Below are 23813 nucleotides of genomic sequence, written 5' to 3'. Positions count from 1 at the left end.
AAGGCCACAACTCACAAAGCGCAAGGCTAACAAACGCTTACTGTATATCTGGCGATTCCGCGCTGTGCGATGCTTGCCAGCGATGTGCGCGGAGGTGCGCTTGGATTACGCTACGGCCCCTTCCGGCCATCCTCTGTTAGGAGCGTTGCGCAGAACGACAATTGGATGGAAACAGGTGGACAAACGGCCATGGCGGCATCACCTGACGACGCTGCTGCTGCGCGCGGGCTATGCCTACGTGCCCTACAAGCTCGCTGGAGAGCGTGATCGAGCAGAACAAGGAAGTTATTACCTGTCGCTTCGGCGGACGCAGGGGACGATCCGGATGGATGCGCCGGACTGGAACCCATGGCTGGAGTTCTACCTGCGGGCCTTGCAGCGCCAAAAACAGCACCTCGAGAAGAAGATGGAGCGCGAGCAGGTCATGCTCGCTGCGCTGCCGGAGTCATCGGTCCCGATCCTCGAACTGGCGAGTGAGCATGGCCGGGCTACGGTGGCCGAGACCGCGAGGGTCAGCGGCGCGAGCCGCAACACGATCAAGGACCAACTGAAGGCGCTGGTCGAGCAGGGCCATCTGACTAGGCATTGCTCAGGTGCCTGGACACCAGAACGCCAGGCTCGAAGCAGCAAGTATGCAAATTGGTGGAAATTGCCGGAACCGGCTTAGCTTCGAGAATCGCCAACGCCTCATCGGATGTCCGTGCCTGTCGGAGCAGCGCCCGAACCTGAGATGCCCGAAGCAGCCGGCATATTTGGGAAAGGGCAGGGAGGAAGGCGGACGTGGCAGAGGCCGGCCAAAGTATAGTGTAAATGAGGTCGACGGGATCGTCGTCCGGGCCGTCGAAATCGATAGGCTGAGCCAAACGTGTCAAAGACGCGGCAGGCGAAGAGATCATACCGAGCAGAGCGTGGGGGATGGCGACGCCACGACCGGTGCCCGTCGAGCCGAGACACTCACGGTCGAAAAGACCACGGATAACCATCTGCTCGTCAAGCCCATTTCTCCGAGCAATCCTGATCGCAATTTTTGACAAGGCTGATTGCTTTCCCTTCGTCACAAGATCAAGCGAAATGTCTTCTTCTGACAGGATGGGGGAGATCATCAGGGTCAACCTCCGTGTCGATCCAGACGCGATCGCAAATGAGCGTTCAGCCGCACTGGTCAAGCAGGACAGAATTCTCAGTGGACTGAGGAGTGGAGATGAGGCTGGCTGTCCCGGACGCGAACTCTCTCGCGTCCGGGCTGATGGCCCGTTTGAGGCGTTTAGGCTCCCGCCGGAAATTGAGGCTGAAAATATTCATAGCAATTCAGAGGTAGTGGAAGATTTTTTGAAATCAAGCAAAACAGGTATGGGCCTGACTAGCAGAAATAATGCTTTTAAATGCCAGTTATTTTCGTTTGACGAACAGAACAGTCTCCTGCTTGCTAGCTGGGCGCGAACATGTTGTGTCAGAAAGTGAAAATCGAATTTTTAGACGGACTTCCAGATCTTCAGCCGTCGCAATTTTTATTTCAACCAGGAGATGCCGTGATGAAAAAACTCGTCCTCGCAGTTGCCTTGACAGTGGGCAGTTCGCTTTGCGCCATGGCGGCGAATGAGGTCACCAAAGCTCCGCCAGCCGCTCCTTACGAACAGGTCAGCAAGCGTGTGAAACTGCCCGACTTCCTGCCGGGCATGGGCCAACTTTTCGTCGATCCGACGACATTGCCTGCCGGACCATTCCTTGCCTATGACCACGATGGCGAGCTTGTCAGCACGATTTACATGCTGCCGATCAAAGACCTCAATCCGGACAAGCGTTTTGACGACCTCGCTTCACCCGGCGGCAATGTCGACCATGTGGACGTCTACTACAATGCCGGCCATCCGGGGGTAGAAGAGCCGCATGTCCATGTCGTGCTGTGGCATGTTTCGGCGGCTGACGAGGCACAGGTCGCCAAATGACACTGACGCGTCGTGAGATACTGGGCGCTGGCGGCGGGCTCGCCGCCGCCCTTTCCCTCTCTTCTCTGGCCGTGTTGGGTGGCGAGATGATCGAAGTCAAGATGCAAGGGCGCGACGACGGTTCACACGTCTGGTTCGACCCGATAGGCATTCTGATCAAACCAGGACAGACGATCCGCTGGACCAATCTCAATCCCGGCAATTCGCACACGACGACGGCATACAATCCCACAAACTTCGAGCGGCCGCTCCGCATGCCCAAAGCGGCAAAATCTTGGGATTCTGACTATCTACTGCCCAACGAAAGCTTTTCGGTTACTTTCACCGAGCAGGGGGTCTATGACTATTACTGCATTCCGCATGAGCATGCTGGAATGGTCGGTCGTATCGTCGTCGGCAAGCCCGAGGCGCATGACTGGACGGAGCTAACCGGAGCGAAGGGAGACCTACCGGAAGAGGCCGTCAAGGCCTTTCCGATGGTCGAAGACATCATGACGAAAGGGATCGTGCGGCGCGCCTAGGCATGCGTGCAGGATGCATGACACCAGCAACAGGAGAACCCAAACGACGATGCGAATGGGAGCCCGAGTTTCCTGTTTGTCGTCAATGATTGATAGGGGCGACCATCATGACCGGCAGCGCGTTTCCATACGATAATGAAACACGAGCGAAGCGCGACGAGCGTCAGGTAGATATGCCTCTCGGTGCTCGGGCCGCAGCCCAACAACGTGAGCGTGCCACACATCGGCTTGCCGCCTTAGGCGAGATGACTGGCGGTATTGCCCATGATTTCAGAAACCTCCTGGCAGTCATCGGATCCGGCCTGAGGCTTGCCGAAATAAGAGCCGAGGAGCCCGAAAGCGCGAGGACCTACATTGCTGCAGCGCGGCAGGGAATCGATCGAGGTATCGAACTGACGTCACTGGTACTGGCCTTCGCAAAACATCAGGAACTCGAAATCCACGCTGGCAATTTGAATGAATTCCTCAGGTCTTTTGAGCCTTTCCTGAGATATGGCGCAGGCCCCGATGTCCGCGTCAAGCTGGAGCTTGGTTCCGATATCCCGAACTGCTTGATCGACCCGGCGCTGTTCGACTCTGCAGTGCTTAATCTCGTAATGAACGCACGAGATGCGATGCCAAGTGGCGGGGAGATCCGCGTCACCACTGAGCGATTGGTGCAGACGGCCCCGACGCCTGACCTGCCCGGGCCCGAAACCTACGCATGCGTTCGCGTCAAGGACGGTGGTTGCGGCATGGCTCCGGAAGTCTTGCGAAAGGTGTTCGATCCTTTCTTCACGACGAAGGGTGAGAAGGGCACCGGGATAGGGATGTTGCAAGTGCAGGCATTGGCGCAAATGGTTGGTGGTCGGATCCGGATAAAGAGTGAGCGAGGGATTGGAACAACGGTCGACCTTCTGTTCCCGTCAATCCAAGCGGACCTTTAGACACCCAACAACTCCTACAATTTGATGTCGGCGCTCGCGACGGAATGCAATCCTGCCAGGGCAGGACCTACCACGCTCTCGTCCGCACTTGCGGATTGCACCGCGTAAACCGGATAGGAGAACTGCGGCATTTCAGGCACAAGGTGCAGCCGGCCGGCCCCCATGTGAGGCCGCACAGAACTCATCCTGAAATATCCGGAGCCGCCAGTCGCAAGAACATAGCTCAGTGCGAGCGGACCGAGATCGAAAGAAAGATCCGGCGCAGCACTCGGGAAATTCATCCCGTGGTGAAGTTCAAAATCCGGCCCCCAATCCATATAAACATAATCGGATTCGTCCAGGAGGCGCGCTTCGGAATTGGTCGTCACGAGGACGAGTTTTTCCTCCAGAAGCAGATCGATCTTCAAACCCGGTCTGTGGGGGGGCGCGTACATGATAGCCAAGTCGACCATTCCTGACGCGACCTGATTGATCAAATCCTTCGGCACATCGACGTGTACTCGAAGTGCAATGTCCTGAAGCGGCCCGCGCATCCATCGGACCCAATCGAGCAGAAGAGGTTGCGCTAGGCTGACTTCGCTGCCGACCGTCAGAACAGCTCGACGTCCCGGGGGCACGGCAACCTGGTGAAGGGTGCGTTGCCATAGTTGGACGAACATCGGGGCGTGGCGCAGAAATTGCTCACCGGCCGGGGTGAGAGAAGCTCCGCCTTTGTGGCGAACAAAAAGCGCGCGGCCCAATTGCTGCTCGAGGTTGCGAATCCGTGCGCTTACGGTCGTCTGGGCGACATTCAAGCGCTCCGATGCCCGAATGAAACTCCCTGTCGAAACGATCTCGATGAAAGTCCGGGCGAGTTCAATGTCCATAAAACATATAGCATAAAAATTGCGTTTAAATGTCAATCAATTTCGTTTGCTAGATAGCTAGTCAGAGCAATAGGCTTCGAGATTATCCACCCAGCTCTGCGCTGAATGCTGCGCAGCGCCGGTGGGAGGGAGCGCAAGCAAATGACCGACAGGAGTTCGACCATGTCCCCAGTGCAGCAGGAACTTAGCGTCACCAGTGGTTTGCGCACGGTTGCACCCGCCCGGCACCATTCAAAGGTCGTGAAATTCATCAGCGAAGTCGCCAAGGCGGCGGCCAACGATGCACCGACCTCGGTTGAGATCTTCTCTGACAGCGGCCACTGGTACTGTCGGGTTCGCCGCGGCCATGAAAAGACCCGGCCGATGGGTCCCTATACCAAACAACAGGCCGAGCGGATCCAAGAAGCTCGGAGAATGTCGATCGCAGAAAGAGGAACCTCTCGGATCATGTTCGAGTAAGCGAGGATCTCACGATCACGCTGGCCTGACGGCAAGATCCACTGGCACGCGGAACGATTCCGAGGGTGAGCCCCATCAGTGGAACATTCCTTCAGTCTGCATGCTGGTTTGTGAGCGCGTCGTGCGCTTAAGACAGGAGAAAGGAATACGAAACGAATCGTTCTGACCTCGGCCGTGTTGGCGCCTTCCGCCGGCCCTTCCTTTGCCCAGACGACGAGCGGAACTTCGGGCGAGACCTCCACGACCACAACCACGACCACGCTTTATCTGCCGGGCTTTCTAACCCGGCCAGTTGCCGGTGGGCCATTTCTTTAGCGAGACCCACCAGGGCATCGACCTTTTGCATCTGGTCCGCGTCACCGCCATTGGCGACGCGTTTCCGGATCGTCTTATCGCAATGCCCCTTGGGCGGCTAATGACCTGTACTTTTCGAAGATCGCCAGCTTCTGCGGATAGGTGATCCGTACCTTGGCGTTGCACCCGTCGCATCTGAAGTGCGCGATCGTTCTTAGCGCAGAGCCCTTCCTTACCGCCGGATGCGAGCAATCCGGACAATCGAATGTGAGCGCAACATCAGACAAGTCTTGGGCTAAACCCATTTCCATCTCCTTCGCAAGCGCTGTTGCTACACTCTGGTGGGACTCAATGGGGCAATGCAGATGCCAATCCGGCTGGGCTAACGCGAACAATTCGTCAGGGAAAGCCGCCAAGCTAGTGCGCCTTCTCTGCGCCCTTTGAGAGACGAAGAGACCTCAATTCATCCAGCAGTTCGCGCTCCTTGGTCGTAATGTTTCGGAAGATTGCGACAATCGCCACCGCTAAGGCCTCGGCATCCCGGCTTGAAGAGTCCATGTGTTCATCTGCGCAAACCTGATCGAACACGTGTTCGCAAATAGCCAGATCATGAGGGCTGAGGCAGGTGCGATTGAAACGCCGACGCGGCATCTGTGCGAACCTTTCAGGGCCTGTTGCCAGTGTTTGCGGCGGACTTTTTTTGCCGATGAACCGCTGAGGCGTGATTGGAATAAGTTTGCTCGCTGACTGATTATTGGCCTTTCAATAGTCCCAAGATCAGCGCGCACTCGCGAGCTCTATACTGTCCAGCAATCATAAGTTGTCGGTAATCCCGCAGTTTTTGTTCTGGGACATGAAATCCTCGCCGAAATTCCGCCGCGTCTTTCGGAGCTCGAGTGCAACCGAGTCTACTGGCGGTGACTTTCAAACTCGCCAGTGAGCATCCGACCTTGGCTGCAATATCTTTCAAAGGTTCATTATTAAAATATCCATCAAGAATTATCTTGCGACGAGCTTCTGCTTTGAGCTTTGCGTTCATTTCGTTGTCTCTTCAACTACGCTTTCACCGTGCCAGACTCTATACGCGCTAGGTTGAAGAGTGTCGTTATCGTCGCATCCAGAAACTTATCTCGGAATGCATTTCTTGCTGTAACCCAGCGTGATGGCGCTCTGTGGACTCGCGTTCAGCTGGTCTTGCCAGATGGCTGTGATACACGACATGATTGCGGTGGCGATGGGCATACCGGAATCGGATACGGCACTACGCGATGGACGCTAAGAGGCAGGACAAGGCGCTTGCGAGGCAGGCGCTTGAGCGCGATCGACGTCGTTGGCCGCGCGAAGCTCAACCTGACAATGAGGCTGCCCCGTCACTTGCGCCGGCGCTCGAACCTTTGCCCTTTTCGACGCTCGAACTGGCGCCAGAAGATCAATTCGTCGCTTGGCAGGCGCATATGGCTCCGCTTGTCGAGATCAAGTTGCCGGATGACAAATCGCTCGACGATGGCTTTCCCGCCGACCACACGGCCTGGAACCTCGGTGGCATGCTGATCGTTCAACAGCGCGCACCGGCACATAGTTATATGCGTTCTGCTGCGAAGCTTCGGTCCAGCTCGATCGATCACTGGTATATCGCTTTGCCGCATACTGGCCGGTCGTGGACGGAGGTCGATCGCCGCGTAGCGGAAAACCAGCCGGGCAAATTCGAGATTAGATCGCTTGGCTACCCGTTTCGGGGGAGGGCAACGGAATCCCAAAGTCTCTTTCTCTATTTGCCGCGTGATTTGTTCGCCGATTCGGCGGCAACCCTGGACGCAAAGAATAATTCAATTCTGTCCGGCAACTTTGCCAACCTTTTGCTCGACTACCTCAAGAACATCGAAGCAAGACTGCGCAGTCTCACGGCTGACGATCTGCCCCGCATCGTGCACGCAACACGCAGCATGATCATTGCCTGCCTCTCGCCCCCGGCGGAACATGCCGCGGCCACCGAACAATTGGTGAGTGTCGCGCTGATGGAGCGAGCCCGTCGATACGTCCACAACAATCTGGATGCGGCTCATCTGACGCCGGATTCAATGTGCCGGGCGCTCGGCGTCTCGCGTACTCGACTTTATCAGTTGTTCGAACCGAGCGGTGGTGTTCTCCACTACATACAAAGTCGCCGACTTCTGGCAGCCCATGTTGCGCTTAGCGATCCGGCGGACAGCCGGCGCATTGTTAATATTGCCGTAGCCGTCGGGTTTAGTTCAGCGGCTAATTTCAGCCGAGCTTTTAGCAAGGAATTCGGCTACAGCCCCCGCGAAGTCCGAAGCTCCGTGGTGTTACCGCGCCCCGCCCACTCTGTTTCGCATGCCGGACACGAGGAGGCCTCTTCCTTTGAACATTGGCTCAAAGCGCTCGGAAGCTGAGTACAGATCGGGAATGGTTGAAGTGGGGCGGGCTTAAAGCAGGGCGGGGAAGATCCGCCGCCTCATGAACCAGAATATTTTATTTTCGTGTCGCGTTCACCGCGCCATCAATTATAGCCGATCCCCGATTTATCAACCGACTGTTCATCGATGTCGCCGCGCATCACAGCGGAGCATACATTGCAACTACGCAGCATAAGACACTTGTTGAGACCGCGCGTCGTATGCTTGCCAAGTCAAGAAACAAAGAGATAGAGCGGTTCTGCGGTTCCTTGAAATGACGAACCGCTCTAGCCCGGATTATCTCACCAGCAAAGGGCTGCGTAGGCTGGCGGCGATCCCGGACAGCAATTAGCCGGTCGGGAACGGTGCAAGAGCGCCGCGCCGAGCAAGATATGTACGCCGGGATAAGTATTAGGATGCAAAGCCAACGACAGATCGGGCTCGTGCGTAGATGCTTGCAATGCTTGGCGGGGGCTCGGCGGCTTGGCGGGGGCTCGGCACAGGTGGCAGGCATCATGTTGGGGTGATGTCGTGCTGCCTGTGCCGATTAGCCGCCGCCGCGCGGCCCAAGGTGGCGTCATTGAGTAAGCGTGCCAAGGTCAATGGCGGCCGGCTGGAGTTTCTTCCGCCGCAAATCCCGACTCGGGTCGAGCGGCCGCCTGAAGATGAGGGCTGGGTCCACGAGGCCAATCTCGACGGCTATCGAACCCAGATCATCATCGATAATGCCGGCGTGCGTCTTTACAGCAAGAACGGCCGTGACTGGACCCCGAAATACTGGCCCATTGCACTAGCCGTCGATCTGCCATGCCGGACTGCCATTCTCGACGGCGAAGTCATTGTTCCCGGCGAGCAGGGCGCTTCCGATTGCCCTGCGCTGGAAGCCGCGATCTGGAACGAGCCGAGCCGGCTGGTGTTCGTCACTTTCGATATCCTCCATCTCGACGGCCGCGATCTAGTCTCCTTGCCGCTACTGCAGCGCAAGCAGGCGCTATGGCAACTGGTTGAGCCTGGCCTCGGCAAGATCCAATACAGTGAGCACTTCGAGGGCAGTGCGCTGGCGCTCTTCCGCACCGTCGAGAAGATCGGGCTCAAGGGAATCATCTCGAAGCGTGCCGACAGCCGCTACAGGAGCGGACTGTCGAACACATGGCTGAAGGCCAAATAATTCGAAGAAGCCGACTCCCGAGTTGCGGGGGTTTACGAGCCAGGTACGGCTCCAATGGCCCTGATCGCTGCTCATGGGGCGTCCTCACCGATTTGTGGATCGTGCAAGATTACCACCATAGGAGACAGCGCTCTTCGCTCTGGGTCTGTTGAGTATCAACGCCGGGAATGAGTTGCATTGCGTTCTGCAACCGCTCGCTGGATAGTCTTGGCGATGTTGCAGACCTTAATGACTCATTGGCCCCAGATCCTCGCGATCATTTCGGTGCTGATGGCGGCCATCGGCATCGTCCACGCCATAATGACGAAGGAAGACGTCCGCGCCGCCACAGGTTGGGTCGGCGTGATGTTCCTGTCGCCATTCCTCGGCGCGATCATCTACGCCGTTGCCGGCATAAACCGCATCCGTCGTGCCACGATCAGCGCCATGCGGCCCCCTTCCAGCGAGGCGGCTTCCGCAAAACATGAGCGCAACTTTGCTGCCGAGGAATTGATTGCTGAGCGGTACGGCCAACGCTTCACCGGCCTGAAGACATTGGGCGACAGGGTGGCCCGGCTTGCCCTGACCTCGGGAAACGCGATTGCGATATTGGAGACAGGTGACGAGGCCTATGCCGCAATGTGCCGAGCGATTGATGGTGCTCAACGCGCTATCCTGCTCGAGACCTACATCTTCGACAATGACGATGTCGGGCGGCTTTTCGTGGAATCTCTCGCCGGAGCCGTCCAGCGGGGTGTCAGCGTTCGCGTGCTGATCGATGCCGTCGGGGCGCGTTACTCCGTCCCCAGCATTCTTGGGCGCCTGCGAGAGGCAGGAATCACAGCAGACCTCTTCAACGGCAACATTGTCATGGGCCTGCGTCTTCCCTACGCCAACCTCAGAACGCACCGGAAGATCCTGGTCGTCGACGGCACGATTGCGTTCACCGGAGGGATGAACATCCGAAAGGGATTCTCAGCCGAGTTCGCCGGCTCCTCCAGCGCGAGGGACACGCATTTTCAGGTCACCGGGCCGGTCGTAGCGGACCTTTTTTCGGTTGCCGCCGAAGATTGGCGCTTCGTGAGCGGCGAACTCCTGAAAGGCGACACCTGGCAAGTGGCCACGCTTCCCGCGGCTCCCGGTCAACCGATGCTGGCGCGGGCGGTTGCATCCGGGCCGGATGCCAGCATCGAAACGAACCACAACTTGCTGATCGGGGCATTTTCCGTCGCCCGCAAATCGATCCGCATCATGTCGCCCTATTTCCTGCCGGATCGGGAACTGATCAGCGCGCTGACGACCGCAGCCAGGCGAGGCGTCGAGATCGACATCGTGGTACCGGCGATGAACAATCTTTTCCTTATCGACCGGGCGATGACGGCGCAATTCGATCAGGTCCTGAAGCACTATTGCCGCGTATGGCGCACGCAGGGCTCGTTCGATCATTCGAAGCTGCTGTCGGTCGATGGAGTTTGGGCTTTTATAGGATCCTCCAATCTTGACGCCCGGTCCCTGCGGCTGAATTTTGAAATTGATGTAGAGGTTCTTGATGCAGGCTTTGTCGCGGAGATTGAAGCGCGGATCGGATCGGCAATCGCCTCCGCCACGTCTGTAACGATCGAAACCTTGAGAGCCCGGCCATTCATCGTTCGCCTGTTCGACCGAGTGTTGTGGCTGGGATCGCCCTACCTTTAGAGGCTTTCTCGTTCTGCCCGCGGCAATTCGGGCGACGCAGCCATCGCTCCTTTCGAGCGCCGCATCTCGTCAGGGCAGGAAGCAGCGATTGCAGATCCTGTTTGAGTGAGACAAAGCTAAGTCTTGAAGGTAGTGAGGACGAGCAGCAGACTCATGCAAAGAACTGGACAGAGCTTTCCTGCAAGTGTGCTCAAATCCATTCGCGACAGAAAGAAGCAGAAGGCGAAGGCTGCGCCGTCCGAAGGGACACGCCCTGCGGGGACTCTGGTCGCATCTTACAACGTTCACAAATGCGTGGGCGTCGACAGAAAGTTCGATCCCGAACGAATCGTTCGCGTCATCCGGGAAATCGGCCCGGATGTCATTGCGTTGCAGGAAGCGGACAATCGCTTTGGAGATCGTGCCGGCCTTCTGGATCTGCTGCGTCTCGAATTGGAAACAGGCCTGGTGCCGGTGCCGGTGTCCGGAAACGGCAAAGGACACGGCTGGCACGGCAACGTTCTGCTTTTCAAGCGGGGCATCGTTCGCAATGTCCATCAGATAAAGCTCCCGGGGTTGGAGCCGCGCGGAGCCCTGGTTGCCGAAATCGATCTGGACGAGAAACGAACTCTGCGCATTATCGCCGCCCATCTCGGCTTGCTGCGCCGATCGCGCTCCGAACAGGCCCGTGTCGTGCTCGAAATCATGAACAGACCGGACGAAAAACCAACACTGCTGCTCGGCGATTTGAACGAATGGCGACTCGGAAACCGTTCCGCGCTGAATACGCTGCACACGACTTTCGGTCCCGCGCCACCGGCCGTCCCCACCTTTCCATCGAGTCTGCCGCTGCTGTCGCTCGACCGGATCATGGCAAATCGACACGGAATGATCTCATCCGTCGAAGCCCATGACACGCCGCTTTCGCGGGTCGCCTCCGATCATCTGCCGCTTATAGGATTCGTTCGCCTGTGATGTGGCTGCCCAGCCCCTTGAATGGAGATCGGTTCAAAGGGAAGCTCTAGCCGGACTGGCGGAGCGGGGCGGCCCTGCGGCTTTGGTTGCGGAGGAGGTCGCTGGGCCTGGCGAGCCTTCGGGGGCGTGCTCCACTTGGCTGAGAATTAAAGCTGATGCAATCGAAACCTTGGTTGCGAGTTCCAGCGGCACGCCGTCAATTCGCACGGGGCGGGCGGTTTGCTCCAGTCCGGAAATTCCGATTTGGAGGCCGCCATTGCACAGCTGCCCTGCGACATGCGAGTTTGTCTACCAAATGGCTCATCATGGGAGTCTCGTCATGTCCATTCGCCGGATTGCGTTGACCTCGGCAGCGGTCACGCTTGCCTTCACAACCCTCGCCCAGGCCAGGCCGGACACCCGCGCCATGACCTGCCAACAGACGCAGGCGCTAATCCAGAGCCATGGCTCGGCGGTGCTGACCACCGGCCCGAACACCTATGCCCTCTACGTCCGCCGGTACAGCAATGCGTGCGACTGGTCGGAAATCCCGGCGGTAGGGTTTGTGCCGACGCTCGATGGCCAGTGCTTGGTTCATCGATGCAGAGAGCCGCTCTACACTCCTCCCGGCTGACGGTGACGAGCATAGCTATTCTGCTGCGCCTTTCGGCAGGTAGCCCTTTTCCCGCAGATACGTGGTCAGGATCTTCTCGACCATCGATGACAGCATGTACTCGTATCGGCCTCGCCTTGGCAAAGCCGATCATCACGAAACCAATGGAGCTCCATCCAGTGCGAACCGCAACGATGGTCATTGCCGATCCCGCAACGACGCAAAGCATCACGGCTACTTGGAGCAGCCAACTCCCAAAGAACTCAGGAGTCATGTTCCCCCCACCGCGGGTAAGCAAATGATCCCCCAAGCCGTACTCAGCATCGCGCGGCAGGGCAGAGCGTCAAGCCTGATCGCGTAAGCTACCCCACTTAGATATATCAACGGCAGATGGCGGAGGGAGAGGACCTGAAATCCAACCTTCTCCACGAATCTGCGATCACCTTCGTAGTTGGGGTGTTCGGCTGATGCTTCAGTCGCCGGACCTGGTCGACCGGCGGAGCCGGCGTGCAATCTTGCCCCTTGCATTCCTCGACAGGGTTGTCGGCTGGTGGAAAGCAGTTTTGGCCATCGCAATGAACTGCCGGCAGGGAGGCACTTATGAGAATGCATCTTTCCACTTTCGCCGCGGGATTTCTGCTGCTGGCAGGTATCGGCACCGCTATCGCTCAGGACGTTGTCATCGCGCCTGAACAGGAGACGGTCATTAGGGAATACGTGAAACAGCAGCCGCTCGCATCAGTCAAAATCCCTGGAGTGGAGCTCAATCTCGGCTCAACCCTGCCCGAGACTGTCGAACTTCATGAAGTCCCCAACACCAACGCACCGTTGTCGTCGACAGCCGGACAGTTGTCGTTGACCCGGGCACACGCAAGATCGTCAAAGTCATCGAATGATCTAAGCGACTGGGAGCACAGCCCGCCGTGCTGAAAAGTGCGGCGGGCTTTTTTGTCGTCCGGATGGAACACGATATGGGCGACAATCGTTCGGGGCGGCAACACCGCGCCGTTCCGTCAGAAGAGGACAACAATGCGGGAAAGGCAAACCTTCACCGATAAAGAAAAACAAGACAGAAAGGAGCGCACGTCAGATGCTGCGCGGGAATTGATCGAGGTCGAGCGCACGGCACGAGACGCAAAGACAGCTCGGCTCCGGGAGCAGCGACTGAAGGCTGCTCTTCCTGCGGCGCCGGCATCAAAAGCGAAGACAACCCGGAACGGCGAGAAAACCTAGCAGGGGCTGCAGATGCGCTAGCTTTTCAGGCAGGCATGCCGATCACCTTGATCCAATCTTTCCCGCTATATCGCTTTTTCGTCGGAACAAAGCCCGTGTGCCGTAGTTAGTCCGCGATCGCACAGCCGTGCTTAAAAGGACAGATTTCATGAAAACGAGTTACTTGGCCTGCTTGGCCACCGCTACTGCTATCGCATTCGCAACGCCCGCCTTCACGGCGGAAAAAGCGCAGGATTTCGTCACCAAGGCCGCTGTCGGCGGGATGTTCGAGGTTGATTCAAGCAAGGTCGCCCAAGACAAGGTAAGTGCCCAAAACGTCAAGGACTTCGCACAAAAGATGATCGACGACCACGGTGCGGCTAACGCCAAGCTAGAGTCGATTGCAGGCGAGCAGAAGCTGCAGATCCCCGCCGATCTGGACGCCCCCCATCGGACCGATTTGCAGAAACTTCAGGACGGCAACGCACCGCTCGATCAGTCTTACGTCGAGATGCAGCGTAGCGCTCATGCCGACGCGGTTTCCTTGTTCGAGGAATATGCGAAAGACGGCGACAACGCTCCGCTTAAAGCGTTCGCCGAGGAGACACTGCCGACGCTCAAAATGCACAAGGAAATGATCGAAAAGATCGCCACAACAATCGGCACCGACCCTTCCTCGGCAACGAGTTCAACAACGCCGGCTGTCAAACCGACGGACACGCCCAATGCCGCCGCTCCTATTCCCGGCGCCAATAGCTTTACCGAGGACCAGGCCAAGAGTCGCATCCAGGATGCAGGTTATTCGAACGTATCCAAGCTCACCAAGGATGACCATGGCATCTGGCGCGGTCAGGCGAGCAAGGATGGGAAAAACACCGCAGTGGCGCTCGACTTCCAAGGCAACGTCATTGCCGGCAGCAACTGAACATTTCAAGGGAGAGACCGAGATGAAAACAGTAACTGGACTGTTCGACAACTACGACGACGCCTCCAAAGCCGTCGGTGAATTGGAAGCAACGGGAGTCCCGGCTGCCGATATCAGCATCGTGGCAAGCAATTCTAACGATTGGTACGATGACGATCGCTCCGAGGCCGGTGAGGATGCCGCCAGTGGCGCGGGAGTCGGAGCAGTGGTAGGTGGCACCGGCGGATTGTTGACAGGGCTGGGCATCATGGCCATTCCAGGCGTCGGACCGGTGGTCGCGGCGGGATGGCTTGCTGCCACAGCCGCGGGGGCACTTGCTGGCGCTGCGGTCGGCGGTGCTGCCGGAGGGATCATCGGAGCACTCACGGATTCCGGCGTGCCCGAAAGCGATGCCCATGTTTACGCAGAGGGCGTCCGCCGTGGCGGGACTTTGGTTACGGCCAAAGTTGCGGACGAGCTTGTGCCGAGCGCCGAGCAAATCCTCAATCAATCCAGATCGGTCGACTTAGCCGAACGCCGCAGGGACTATGAGGCGGCCGGTTGGACCGGGTTTGACGCCGCCGCCGAGGACTATACTGCCGATGAAATCGAGCGTGACCGCGCCCTGAACAACAACCGAATTTAATCGAGAAGCCCCGCCAACTGTCGTTGGCGGGGCTGAGTTCGTTATTAAGTGGTATCACTTCCACGCACGATTTCCCCTGAGAGTCTGCCGATACGCGGCGCATTCCGCCAGCCCGTCGATAATCCAGTGCCGACCTCGATCATCCGGTGCCTACTTGCCTCTCCGGAATTGAGGCGGCAGGCGATGGCCTCCACGGTGTCATCTTCGATGGTGGAGGCCAGCTGCTTGCCAGCGCGCCGGCCTGCAGACCGCGAGGGGCGGCGGCGAAAGAAACACGCTCCTCAATGCCGACGGACACCTCAACATAAGGAGGCCGATTGCCGCAGGCGCAATCTCTCCGGAGTTGCTCGGGCGTCGTGCTCCCGAGTCTAGATAAGCTGTACATTTCGCAACAGCCTGGGACTACTCGAAGGCCGAGTTTCTGGGAACTTTTCTTGGCTCCGAACATTCCTGATCGCTTGGGAGTAAGGCAATACATGAAACAGGGGTTTTTTCCTGATGATCTTGGTGAAGCAGGATCGCTCTTGGACGAGAGGGGCTGCGAATTCCAGGCTTCGGATGATCCCTTCCTCACCAATGAGTTCGAAGATTTCTTCGAGAATGCCGCACTCGCACTCCACTTGGTGGGGAAAGACGGGACCATTCTGCGCGCCAATCGTGCAGAGCTGGAAACTTTAGGATATAGGGCCGAGGAATATGTAGGCCGCAACATTCGCGAATTTCATGCGGATTCGGAAGCGATCGAAGACATATTGAACCGCTTTGCCCGGCGGGAGCAAATTCAACACTACCGCGCACGGCTGCGCGCCAAAAATGGTTCGATCCGCTGGGTAGAAATAACATCCAACGTTCGCGCAGCAGGCGACCGCTTCCTCAATACGCGTTGTATCACCATCGATGTGACCGAAAAGGTCAAGGCGCAAGAGCTGATGCGCGAACAGGAGCAGCGACTTGCCATCACTTATGAGAACGCTGGCACAGGAATCGTGGAAGCAGACGCCGAAGGCCAGTTGTTGCGGGTAAATTCCCATCTATGCAAACTATTGGGCTACACACCGGAAGAGCTGATTGGACGATCCATTTTCGATCGCACCTTTCCCGCCGACGTTGAAGCAGATCGCGAGAAGTATCGACGGCAAGTGGCTGGCGAAATTGACAGCTACACGATGGAAAAGCGGTTTGTCTGCAAGAATGGGTCAATTGTTTGGGCTGTTGTGAATTCCTCAAGCGTTCACGACGGCAACGGGCAGTTTCGCTATGCCGTACGGGTGCAGCACGATATCAGCGAGCGCAAGCGGATTGAGGCAGCTCTTGCCAAACGGGCCGAGCAACAGGCCGCGATACATCAATTCACCGAAATGCTGCAGCATGCACGCACGCGAGAGGACATGTATGAGCCGGCGCTCGATGCAATCCAACGCGCGCTTCAATGCCAGCGTGCTTCGATACTGCTGTTAGATAGCAACGGACACATGAGGTTTGAGGCCTGGCGCGGCCTATCGGAGACTTATCGCGTAGCGGTAGAAGGACACTCGCCTTGGTCAACGGAGAGCCAAAATCCGCAGCCCATCTGTGTCGGCGATGCAGAGAAAGCGGATTTTCCGGAACAGTTAAAACAGGCAATCCGGGCTGAAGGTATAGGCGCGGTCTGCTTCGTTCCGATTATGGAAGGTGGAAGACTCCTCGGCAAGTTCATGGCCTACTTCGATCAGCCGCAGAATTATTCGGAAGAGCAGATTGAAGTGGCCCGAACCATCGCTCGTCAGCTCGGTTTCGGCATTGAGCGCATAAAGGGCGAAAATGCCGCTCAAAGGCTGGCGGCGATCGTGGAGTCTTCCCATGACGCGATCGTCAGCAAGGATTTAAATGGAATCATATTAACGTGGAATCAGGGTGCTGAGCGCCTGTTCGGCTATTCAGCCTCCGAGGTAGTAGGCAAGCCCATTACAATAATCATCCCCCAGGACCGACGGGCGGAGGAACCCTTAATTCTGGGTCGCATACGCAACGGTGAGCTTGTCGATCATTTTGAAACGATCCGGCGCCGCAAGGACGGGTCCCTGGTGGATATTTCTCTCACAATATCGCCGGTGCGAGATGCAACGGGCCGTATCGTGGGTGCTTCCAAAATTGCTCGGGATATAACTGAGCAAAAAATCGCCGAAGCAAAGGTGCGCGACAGTCAACGCCACCTTCAGGATTTGCTCGCCGCCATCCCCGCTGCAATCTATACAACCGATCAGCACGGCAAGATCACATATTTCAATGAAGCCGCGGTGCACCTCGCGGGCCGCACACCGGTGATCGGCAGTGATCAATGGTGCGTCACTTGGAAGCTTTATTGGCCTGATGGAACGCCGCTTCCTCACGACCAGTGCCCAATGGCTGTTTCCCTTCGCGAAGGGCGACCGGTTCGGGGAGTTGAGGCGATCGCCGAGCGGCCGGACGGCACCCGGATTCCGTTCATTCCTTATCCGACGCCGATGCGTGATGCCGCTGGCAAAATCATTGGCGGCATTAACATGCTTGTCGACGTAAGCGAGCGCAAGCAAGCCGAAACACAACAGCGAGTCCTGCTCAACGAACTCAACCATCGCGTTAAAAACAACATGATGATGTTGAGGTCCTTGCTTTCGGTGGCGGCGAGAGAGAGCCAAAATTCCGAAGCCCGCAAGACGCTGGAGGAGGCAAGCAAACGGGTCGCAACCATGGCTGCGGCCCAACGCGTACTGTATGACACGCCAGACGCCTCCAATTTCAGCGCACCGCTGTTCCTCAAGGCGATCTGCGAAACCGCGAAGCTCATGTTTCCAGCGGACATTCAATTAGTTTGCAACGCCGATCCCATCCAATTGCCGAACGATATCGCGATGCCGCTTGCCCTTATCGTCAATGAGCTTTTGATCAACGCGGTCAAACATGGATCAACGGCCAAGGCAAGCGCGACCATTCGGGTTGGCATTAGGCAGAATGGTCGAAAGCAGGTGTTGACGGTCGAGGATGAAGGTCCAGGTTTCGATCTGGGTGCCGTGCGTCATTCCTCGTCGGGCTTGCGGCTCGTTCAGGGTTTGGCGCGACAGATTCGTGGAACGTTGGAAGTGGCACGAGATCCGTCTCGCTGCGTGGTGATTTTTTCTCAGGCCCCGGGGGAGAACGGCATTGAAGTCAAGAACGGCAATATTTGAGACGAGCCGAACGGGGGATTCCAGCGGGACTTTCAGACCTCGGTTGGTCTTCTCCAGAGAAGATGAGATCGGTTCAGAAGCGAGATTTTCCGGCAAGCCATCTATAATGATCGTCGAAGACGACTACCTGATTGCGCTTGACGTCGAGGCAGGCCTCAGCGACGCCGGGTTCGTGCTGGCTGGGATAGCCAGCACAGCCGAGGAGGCCATCACAATTGCGCGTTCGGCTCGGCCTGCGATTGCCCTGATGGATATCCGCTTGCTTGGCAAGCTGGACGGAATAGATACGGCGTTGGAACTATACCGGGATTACGGTATACGATGCGTCTTTGCGACCGCGCACGCTGACCGCGACGTAAAGCTTCGGGCCGAAGCGGCAAGACCACTCGGGTGGGTTCAGAAACCCTACTCGACAGCGATGCTGATCGAAGCCATTCAAAAGGGCTTTCAGGAGCTCGGCGAAGAAGGCTGATCCGCCGCACGTAGACATTGCATCGCTGATCGGGCTTGATCGTGCCTCGATCCTGAGAGAAGCGCGTCTCTTGCGCCGTGATCTAGGCTTTCCCTGCAGTCGACTATCACGCACCTAAAACGGCCGGCCGGCCTGGATCATTGCGCGCGCGATCGCGAGCTGCGTCTCGACCTTGCTAGGTGCTATGACCGCGGGCATCTCAAGTCGTGGGATTCACGCACGATCCGCTAAGTACGCCGAAGGCGCGACGGTCTCTTGGGTGTGGCGTTTTCTCAGATGTAGATATAAGGGGTCGAATTCGGCAAACTCGGCCAGTCTGGTCGGATCGGGTATCGTCACACGCTTGCCATCGAAAAGGACAAGCCCATTCTCCCGCAGTGCCTTGAGCGTTTTGTTCACGTGCACAGTTGAAGCTCCAAGTATATCCCCGAGATCCTCCTGCGTGACGGGAAAGTCGAATTTTCCTTCGTCGGCAAGGCCGACCGCCTCCAGGCGTGCCAGCAATTCGCAAAAAAGATGCGCCATCTGGCGATTGGCCTGCCTGCGGCCCGAGCCGACCAGCCATGCGCGCATCGTTCCCTCGTCAACCAGAGTCGACCACCATAGAGCTCGCACGATCCGCGGGTTGTTGATCAAGTCTTCGATCGTTGCCCGGGGAATTTTCACAATGCGAGACGACGCCAACGTTGCGATGCCGTGATCCATCTGACCAAGGATAGCGACATGCAGGTTGCAGAAGTCTCCCGGAAGCAGCAACGCCGTTATAGAACGATTGCCGTTCTCCAGCAGCGTGTAGCGGCAGCCCAGACCTTCCATAACGAGATGCACATTGTCGGGCTTATCTCCCTCTTCGATGATAGATTTGCGCGCCGAAACCTCTACCGTGTGCTCGCAAAGCTTTTCCAGCCGCGCGCGGTCCTCATCGCTCAGCGTGGTACCGTACTCAAGTTTGGAAACGAGTGGATTTGAAGTCATCTCACAGGATACATCGCGGTTGCTTTCCTCGTCAAAGATACCGCTCCCTTCGCCGCGGTGTTCGAAACAGAACCAGTGCGGCGTCTGCCTCGGCCTGGCAAATCCCCATCCTGCATTCTTGCCGCAGCCGGTATGCTCGCACCGATGGTGTTGAATGCCAGGGCGCGTGACGGGCTCCATTACAACGGGGACGCGGATCAGTTCTTCGCTCATAGCAGTGCTATCGGATCGATCATGTGCTGGCTGTGGTTCGATTTCTCGTCTTTGACGGTCGCGTTTACGTCCCGACTCACCCGATAGAACTGCAGTTGGCCATCCAGGTTGAGATCGAGCAGCTGTTTTGCTGCTTCTTTCGATCCTGGCGTTAAACATCGCCCCACAGCTCTCGCAGCATTATGCCACGCTTGACCGCCTTGACTGACGAGGAATATGTTCCTTATTCAGATGCATCAGAGCAGGATGGGCTATGGGAAAGCGCCAAAACGCGCCAGCCGGGAAAGCTATTTCTGAATTGGAACTGGTTGCCCAGCAGGCCATAGCTGCGGCAGGAGGCGATGCCGTGATTGCCCTGCTGAACGTGCTTGTCCGGAATGCCGAACTCGAGCGCGAGCTTGCCTTGTCGCGGGCAGCGGTCTCGAGTGGCTTTTCTCGTGGCTGGCATAAGGCGCGACCCTAGCCATGGCAACAACAGCGGAGGACAATTTCCGGATCGAGGTTTGGGACCGCGAGGAGAAAGCGCTTGTCGAGACCATCTGTCGATCGCCGGACTCATTTGTCAGCCAAGCGGCCTGGCAAACCGCCATCCGGCGTCGACCCGGCATGCTCCTGATCCACTACAACAGCCGGCATGTGGTGGAAAAGATCATCACCCCCGGCGAGCCGACAGTGCCGCCGCAGACCATCGTTGAGGGCAGTATACATGCCGGGCTGGACGTATCGCTGGGTGATCTCCGCGGATGGCACACGTTACGCGCCTGGTGCAGAAACTGCTCGCACCATGCGGTGGTAAAGGCGCCGGCCCTCATCAGGCGCTACGGCAGGGACGCGCTGTTCAGCACGGTCGAAAGGGCACTTTTCTGCACGAGTTGCGAGCGGGGAGGGCCGGTTCGGCTGGAGATTCATAAGCTTCCGAGGAACTGAAAGGATGTGAAGGATGCAGGACCTAATCGATTTTCTACAAATCAACTCGGCTCTGGTGCTGGCGAACCCAATAGCTTTTGCTACGTTCGCCGTCCTTTTTGCAGGAGGAGGCTCCTTGTCGGGCGCTACTTTTGACCGAGCGCATCGCCAATCTGGAAAGCCGCATCGAAAGACGCGATGACGAGATTACGGCGCTCAAAGAGGGACGGTTATCCGCAGAGGAATCAAATCTGCCGATGCTGCCTATCATAGCCACCAAAGCCAACTGGGGAGAGGAAGAGATTGCGCCGCTCACTGGGAGTCTTTCTACCCACACTGAAAACAGGATACGTCTAAGTCAGTCGTGATAGGCATTGTTGCCAGCGAGTGGCCCGGCGCTCCTTGCCATCCTGCGAGGATGAGCGACACGCCTTTCTCCGGACAGGGCGCCTAAGCTACCCGAGAAAGACATCCTGTTGGAGCCCGACGATTTAGAACGTGTAGGTGCAGCCACTCGCTACCGTGCGGAAGCGACGTTTGGCACTTCGACCACTATCCTCACTCCTCCCTCGGACCACTCCCTGTCCGCAGACACGTGAAAGCTGTTGCCGAATGGTGCGCTGCATGAATGGCTGCTCACGGTCGGCAGTGAAAAGGAACGCCGCGCACTCCTCGCCTAGGTCCCGTTCTAGAGGCCCGGTTACTTCATGCGAACCTGTGCCACGCTGTCCCTGTAGTCCGCTTTCGGGTCGCCCATCCCAAGGAAAAGTTTCACCCCGGCGACGATGCTCGATGCATCTTTCCAGATTTCGGCGTCCGCAGGATCGAACCTGAGTAAGCAGAGTTTTGGATCTTCCTTGCCTCCTTCGAACCAAGCGGCGACGAAGCGATTCCACAATCGGTCGATGACTGCCCGATCATCGTCGATCCTCAGTGTGCCTTCGACGGTGGCGAACAGGTCGTGTCCCTTGGCGGTGTAGACCAGTGTTGCTTCCTTTGCAGATGCAACGGCCTCGGCCAAGTCGGTGTCCTTCGCTGTGAAGAAGTATATAACGTTGCGGTCACCATCGAACTGCGCTGTCATCGGTCGAGGGTGGACGCCCGGGACGCCGATCATTGCCGTCATGTCGGAACGGATCGAATCCCAAAACTTGCTTTTGAATTCCTCATCGTTGTCGGGCATGACTTCTCTCCTGTGAGAACGCCAAACGCCGCGCGTCTGCCGTGGTTCCACGCTCTGCAGGCAACAGGCAGAATCTGGCCCGCCGCAGATCAGGATGGCGTGACGACGAATATGGCCATCAGCAGGGCGCCTTGACGGGCACCCGAAATGCAGCCCCAATCGGGATTACGTGGTTTGTTGGGGGATTCGCATGAACCGATTTCTCTTTGTGATCGCCGACTTTCTGTCCCGTCCGCCTGGCTTCTATGTGCTGATCGCCGCGATGATAGCCTGCACTGCGATGGTTCCGTTTGGGCTAACAAACGTAATCACCTATGCGCTTTCTGTAGCTGCGATAGTGATTACCGGGGTCGTACTGATCCAGGGTTACCGCGACACCGCTGCCATCCATGCGAAGCTCGACGAGATCATCGTTGCATTGAAGGAAACGAGGAACAATGTCGTCGGGCTGGAGCACGCCGAGCCTGAGGAGATCAAAGCCCATTTGGCGCGGCTTGAATTGGAAGCAGCGGCGGCTGATCAAGAAGCTAAGCACGAGGGAGTCCGTGGCGCCTAATTACGCCAGCGGCTGCCAAGCACTGGCCGCGGGAAGCGCAGAAGCGGAAGGCCGCATGACCCGAGCTGAGATCAGCGACCGCAGCTCTTGCGGCTCAAGCCGCGCCTCTCAGCGAAGTGAAATCCGGAATTGGCGAACTGGTGAGCCTGCAAGGGGAACATATGGCCGGAAGTTCGGGACGTGCAGTATGGTCTTGGTTCCCTCTCAAGATTGCTGCAGATCGGAGATGCACCGATCGGGGCCCGCGCTCTCCGCCAGAGGCGCGGACTTTATTACTCGCACGGAACACCAGGGGCGCAAGTGCGCGTTTCGCGGGCATGAAGCAACTTCTCAGCGAAGTGGCCGCTTTGGCAGATCCAGGCTTTTTGGGTCGCGGTGGCAGTTGTTCTGGTTCCTTACGCCATCGGCGTCGCACTGCTTGTCTGGGTGGCTGGTTGACGGTTGATTGTGTCGCTCCCCGACAGCCGCCCTTTCCCTTCCCGCGCCGTTGGGGTCGGGTCTTGGTCAAAATTTACATTAGAAGCTTGGAACATAAGTGAGGCAGAGAACATTGTTGGCGCCATGGACAAGAACGATGGCGACAAACTTCCTGAGTGGTTTCCGGGCAACCTGCCCGAGGATCCAGTGATCCTAGCCGATATCAAGAAAAGAATTTCGAGAGAGACCGAGGGTAAAATTGGGCCGGACGGTTTGGCGGTCAAGGAGGCCAGGCGGGATCGCAATCTGGTTGAGGAATGGGAAGAAGCTGACGCCGCCCTCGACAGCCATCCGTCCGTGGTTCCGTCCGTGGTTCCGTCCGTGGTGCCGTTCCTGGTTCTGTATGTGCTCTCAATGTTGGGCTTGGCGTGGTACGCCCTCGCTGGCAGGTATTTTCTATAGCGCCTTGAGTTTCCATGAAGGCAGGAGGGCCGGACGAGGCGAGGCCCCGTTCCATCAAAGTCTAACGACTGGGAACACGCACCGGAAAGCACGTGCGGTAACAGTTGATTCAACCATTGCTGGTATTTTGGCGAGTGTGATAGCGGCTCCGACAGTAGCGCGGGGTGGCGAATTGCCGGAGCCGCCTGCGCAGCCCTTGGGGTGACCGCGCCGTCCTATTTTGGGACAGCGCGGTCAACGATTCGTTAAAATCGGAACTAATTAAGCGCATACTAAATTGCGGTTTACCGACTCCTTGGGGCCGCACCTGATAGGCCCGTGCCGAAAGGTGCGGCGGGACTTCCGATGCAGGCGAGTAGTCGCCGTCCAATCTACGGCGCCAGTTGTCCTCGCCCTCTACCAACATCTGAGCACCCCCTAATTTGCCCCTCATCTTCTCTGGTTTTCTCCCCCTGTCTAAGTGAAGGCGACCGTCCGGTCATTCGCCATGGGGTCAGCCGTCGAGCGAGCCGCCCGAGGAACTGTGGCGTGGGACACAAAGGGGCCAAGATGGACGAAAGCGGTCCAATCAAGCGTTGACGTAGTGTCGCCCCAAGAGGGCCGTGAAGCCTTTGAGGCGGCGGCCAAGGAGGCGAGCGTATATCTCTCGCCTGAGTAGGAGATATCATGGCGACCCTTTGGTTCGTCCCTCCGGTGTTCGTGAAGACTGAAACGGCAGGTGCCAGGCATGGCTGCAATAATGCGAGGGCAGCCCTTGAGCAGCTCAAGACGTGGACCCGGAGAGGACCTCGCTGGCACAAGGCGTGGACCCTCTGCCTGTCAGCACTGGAGGGCGATCCGATTGACCCTCACGTGATCCGAAAGGCTT

The 23813-nt window shown here is 57.6% G+C and carries 25 protein-coding genes and 1 pseudogene; 21 read left to right on the top strand and 5 right to left on the bottom strand.

The window, feature by feature from the left end; all coding sequences use genetic code 11:
- Positions 1–100 precede the first annotated feature (100 nt).
- Positions 101–667, top strand: a complete 567-nt coding sequence (locus tag AC0L18_RS15685) for a winged helix-turn-helix transcriptional regulator (RefSeq protein ID WP_473493178.1) — start codon at positions 101–103, stop codon at positions 665–667.
- Here AC0L18_RS15685 and AC0L18_RS15680 read toward each other — a convergent pair.
- Positions 579–1103, bottom strand: a complete 525-nt coding sequence (locus tag AC0L18_RS15680; protein WP_473493177.1) for a PTS sugar transporter subunit IIA — start codon at positions 1101–1103, stop codon at positions 579–581. The two genes, AC0L18_RS15685 and AC0L18_RS15680, sit on opposite strands and share 89 nt — an antisense overlap.
- Here AC0L18_RS15680 and AC0L18_RS15675 point away from each other — a divergent pair.
- From AC0L18_RS15675 to AC0L18_RS15660, 4 genes are all read left to right on the top strand, one after another.
- Positions 1072–1461 carry a hypothetical protein gene (locus AC0L18_RS15675; protein ID WP_473493275.1) on the top strand — a complete coding sequence of 130 codons (390 nt, stop codon included), beginning with the start codon at positions 1072–1074 and terminating at the stop codon, positions 1459–1461. The two genes, AC0L18_RS15680 and AC0L18_RS15675, sit on opposite strands and share 32 nt — an antisense overlap.
- Positions 1462–1532: 71 nt before the next feature.
- The gene (locus tag AC0L18_RS15670) at positions 1533–1946 is read left to right on the top strand and encodes a DUF5602 domain-containing protein (RefSeq protein ID WP_287139652.1); all 414 of its coding nucleotides are present in this window, start codon (positions 1533–1535) and stop codon (positions 1944–1946) included.
- Positions 1943–2467, top strand: a complete 525-nt coding sequence (locus AC0L18_RS15665; protein ID WP_473493176.1) for a plastocyanin/azurin family copper-binding protein — start codon at positions 1943–1945, stop codon at positions 2465–2467. The genes AC0L18_RS15670 and AC0L18_RS15665 overlap by 4 nt, the downstream gene beginning before the upstream one ends.
- A gap of 107 nt (positions 2468–2574) precedes the next feature.
- A complete protein-coding gene (locus tag AC0L18_RS15660; RefSeq protein WP_473493175.1) occupies positions 2575–3393 on the top strand; it encodes an ATP-binding protein in 819 nt (272 codons plus the stop codon).
- 14 nt (positions 3394–3407) lie between these two features.
- On the opposite strand, the gene AC0L18_RS15655 is transcribed toward AC0L18_RS15660, so the two are convergent.
- On the bottom strand, positions 3408–4259 hold the full coding sequence (locus tag AC0L18_RS15655; RefSeq protein WP_473493174.1) for a LysR family transcriptional regulator: 852 nt from the start codon (positions 4257–4259) through the stop codon (positions 3408–3410).
- Positions 4260–4400: 141 nt separating this feature from the next.
- Between AC0L18_RS15655 and AC0L18_RS15650 the strand changes: the two genes are divergently transcribed.
- The gene (locus AC0L18_RS15650; RefSeq protein ID WP_139172500.1) at positions 4401–4718 is read left to right on the top strand and encodes a hypothetical protein; all 318 of its coding nucleotides are present in this window, start codon (positions 4401–4403) and stop codon (positions 4716–4718) included.
- Between the two features lie 1045 nt (positions 4719–5763).
- Here the strand turns inward: AC0L18_RS15650 and AC0L18_RS15645 are convergent.
- Positions 5764–6051 carry a hypothetical protein gene (locus AC0L18_RS15645; RefSeq protein WP_473493173.1) on the bottom strand — a complete coding sequence of 96 codons (288 nt, stop codon included), beginning with the start codon at positions 6049–6051 and terminating at the stop codon, positions 5764–5766.
- 229 nt (positions 6052–6280) lie between these two features.
- Here AC0L18_RS15645 and AC0L18_RS15640 point away from each other — a divergent pair, with 229 nt between their 5' ends.
- The 10 genes and pseudogenes from AC0L18_RS15640 to AC0L18_RS15595 all read left to right on the top strand — a co-directional run bounded on the left by AC0L18_RS15640 (position 6281) and on the right by AC0L18_RS15595 (position 18233).
- On the top strand, positions 6281–7423 hold the full coding sequence (locus tag AC0L18_RS15640; protein ID WP_473493172.1) for a helix-turn-helix domain-containing protein: 1143 nt from the start codon (positions 6281–6283) through the stop codon (positions 7421–7423).
- A 463-nt stretch (positions 7424–7886) separates the two neighbouring features.
- Positions 7887–8594: an ATP-dependent DNA ligase gene (locus AC0L18_RS15635; protein ID WP_473493171.1), complete on the top strand. Its 708-nt coding sequence runs from the start codon at positions 7887–7889 to the stop codon at positions 8592–8594.
- 213 nt (positions 8595–8807) lie between these two features.
- Positions 8808–10268, top strand: a complete 1461-nt coding sequence (locus AC0L18_RS15630; RefSeq protein WP_473493170.1) for a phospholipase D-like domain-containing protein — start codon at positions 8808–8810, stop codon at positions 10266–10268.
- Between the two features lie 153 nt (positions 10269–10421).
- Positions 10422–11222 carry an endonuclease/exonuclease/phosphatase family protein gene (locus AC0L18_RS15625; protein WP_473493268.1) on the top strand — a complete coding sequence of 267 codons (801 nt, stop codon included), beginning with the start codon at positions 10422–10424 and terminating at the stop codon, positions 11220–11222.
- Positions 11223–11541: 319 nt separating this feature from the next.
- Positions 11542–11835 carry a hypothetical protein gene (locus AC0L18_RS15620; RefSeq protein WP_091591761.1) on the top strand — a complete coding sequence of 98 codons (294 nt, stop codon included), beginning with the start codon at positions 11542–11544 and terminating at the stop codon, positions 11833–11835.
- Positions 11836–12414: 579 nt separating this feature from the next.
- A pseudogene (locus AC0L18_RS15615) lies at positions 12415–12710 on the top strand (DUF1236 domain-containing protein).
- 485 nt (positions 12711–13195) lie between these two features.
- Positions 13196–13951 (top strand): DUF4142 domain-containing protein, encoded by a 756-nt coding sequence (locus AC0L18_RS15610; protein WP_473493169.1) that lies wholly within the window; start codon positions 13196–13198, stop codon positions 13949–13951.
- 22 nt (positions 13952–13973) lie between these two features.
- Positions 13974–14576, top strand: a complete 603-nt coding sequence (locus AC0L18_RS15605) for a hypothetical protein (protein ID WP_473493267.1) — start codon at positions 13974–13976, stop codon at positions 14574–14576.
- 476 nt (positions 14577–15052) lie between these two features.
- Positions 15053–17761, top strand: a complete 2709-nt coding sequence (locus tag AC0L18_RS15600) for a PAS domain S-box protein (protein WP_473493168.1) — start codon at positions 15053–15055, stop codon at positions 17759–17761.
- A gap of 106 nt (positions 17762–17867) precedes the next feature.
- Positions 17868–18233 carry a response regulator gene (locus AC0L18_RS15595; RefSeq protein WP_473493167.1) on the top strand — a complete coding sequence of 122 codons (366 nt, stop codon included), beginning with the start codon at positions 17868–17870 and terminating at the stop codon, positions 18231–18233.
- A 213-nt stretch (positions 18234–18446) separates the two neighbouring features.
- Here the strand turns inward: AC0L18_RS15595 and AC0L18_RS15590 are convergent, their stop codons facing one another.
- Positions 18447–19421: a Crp/Fnr family transcriptional regulator gene (locus tag AC0L18_RS15590; RefSeq protein WP_473493166.1), complete on the bottom strand. Its 975-nt coding sequence runs from the start codon at positions 19419–19421 to the stop codon at positions 18447–18449.
- Between the two features lie 465 nt (positions 19422–19886).
- Between AC0L18_RS15590 and AC0L18_RS15585 the strand changes: the two genes are divergently transcribed.
- Positions 19887–20348, top strand: coding sequence for a hypothetical protein (locus AC0L18_RS15585; RefSeq protein WP_473493165.1), 462 nt, complete (start codon positions 19887–19889; stop codon positions 20346–20348).
- A gap of 131 nt (positions 20349–20479) precedes the next feature.
- The gene (locus AC0L18_RS15580; protein WP_473493164.1) at positions 20480–20695 is read left to right on the top strand and encodes a hypothetical protein; all 216 of its coding nucleotides are present in this window, start codon (positions 20480–20482) and stop codon (positions 20693–20695) included.
- A 332-nt stretch (positions 20696–21027) separates the two neighbouring features.
- Here AC0L18_RS15580 and AC0L18_RS15575 read toward each other — a convergent pair whose 3' ends face one another.
- On the bottom strand, positions 21028–21510 hold the full coding sequence (locus AC0L18_RS15575) for a pyridoxamine 5'-phosphate oxidase family protein (RefSeq protein ID WP_473493163.1): 483 nt from the start codon (positions 21508–21510) through the stop codon (positions 21028–21030).
- 190 nt (positions 21511–21700) lie between these two features.
- Here AC0L18_RS15575 and AC0L18_RS15570 point away from each other — a divergent pair, with 190 nt between their 5' ends.
- The 3 genes from AC0L18_RS15570 to AC0L18_RS15560 all read left to right on the top strand — a co-directional run.
- Positions 21701–22066 (top strand): low affinity iron permease family protein, encoded by a 366-nt coding sequence (locus tag AC0L18_RS15570; RefSeq protein WP_473493162.1) that lies wholly within the window; start codon positions 21701–21703, stop codon positions 22064–22066.
- 561 nt (positions 22067–22627) lie between these two features.
- Complete coding sequence (locus AC0L18_RS15565; RefSeq protein WP_473493161.1) at positions 22628–22945, top strand: hypothetical protein; 318 nt, start codon at positions 22628–22630, stop codon at positions 22943–22945.
- A 666-nt stretch (positions 22946–23611) separates the two neighbouring features.
- Positions 23612–23813, top strand: a 202-nt coding sequence (locus AC0L18_RS15560) for a DUF982 domain-containing protein (protein WP_473493160.1), incomplete at its 3' end; no start/stop codon positions are given.

The sequence above is a fragment of the Mesorhizobium sp. WSM4819 genome (genome assembly GCF_055811215.1).
The sequence above is the reverse complement of the archived record's forward strand: the minus strand, read 5'-3'. Positions and strand labels throughout refer to the sequence as shown.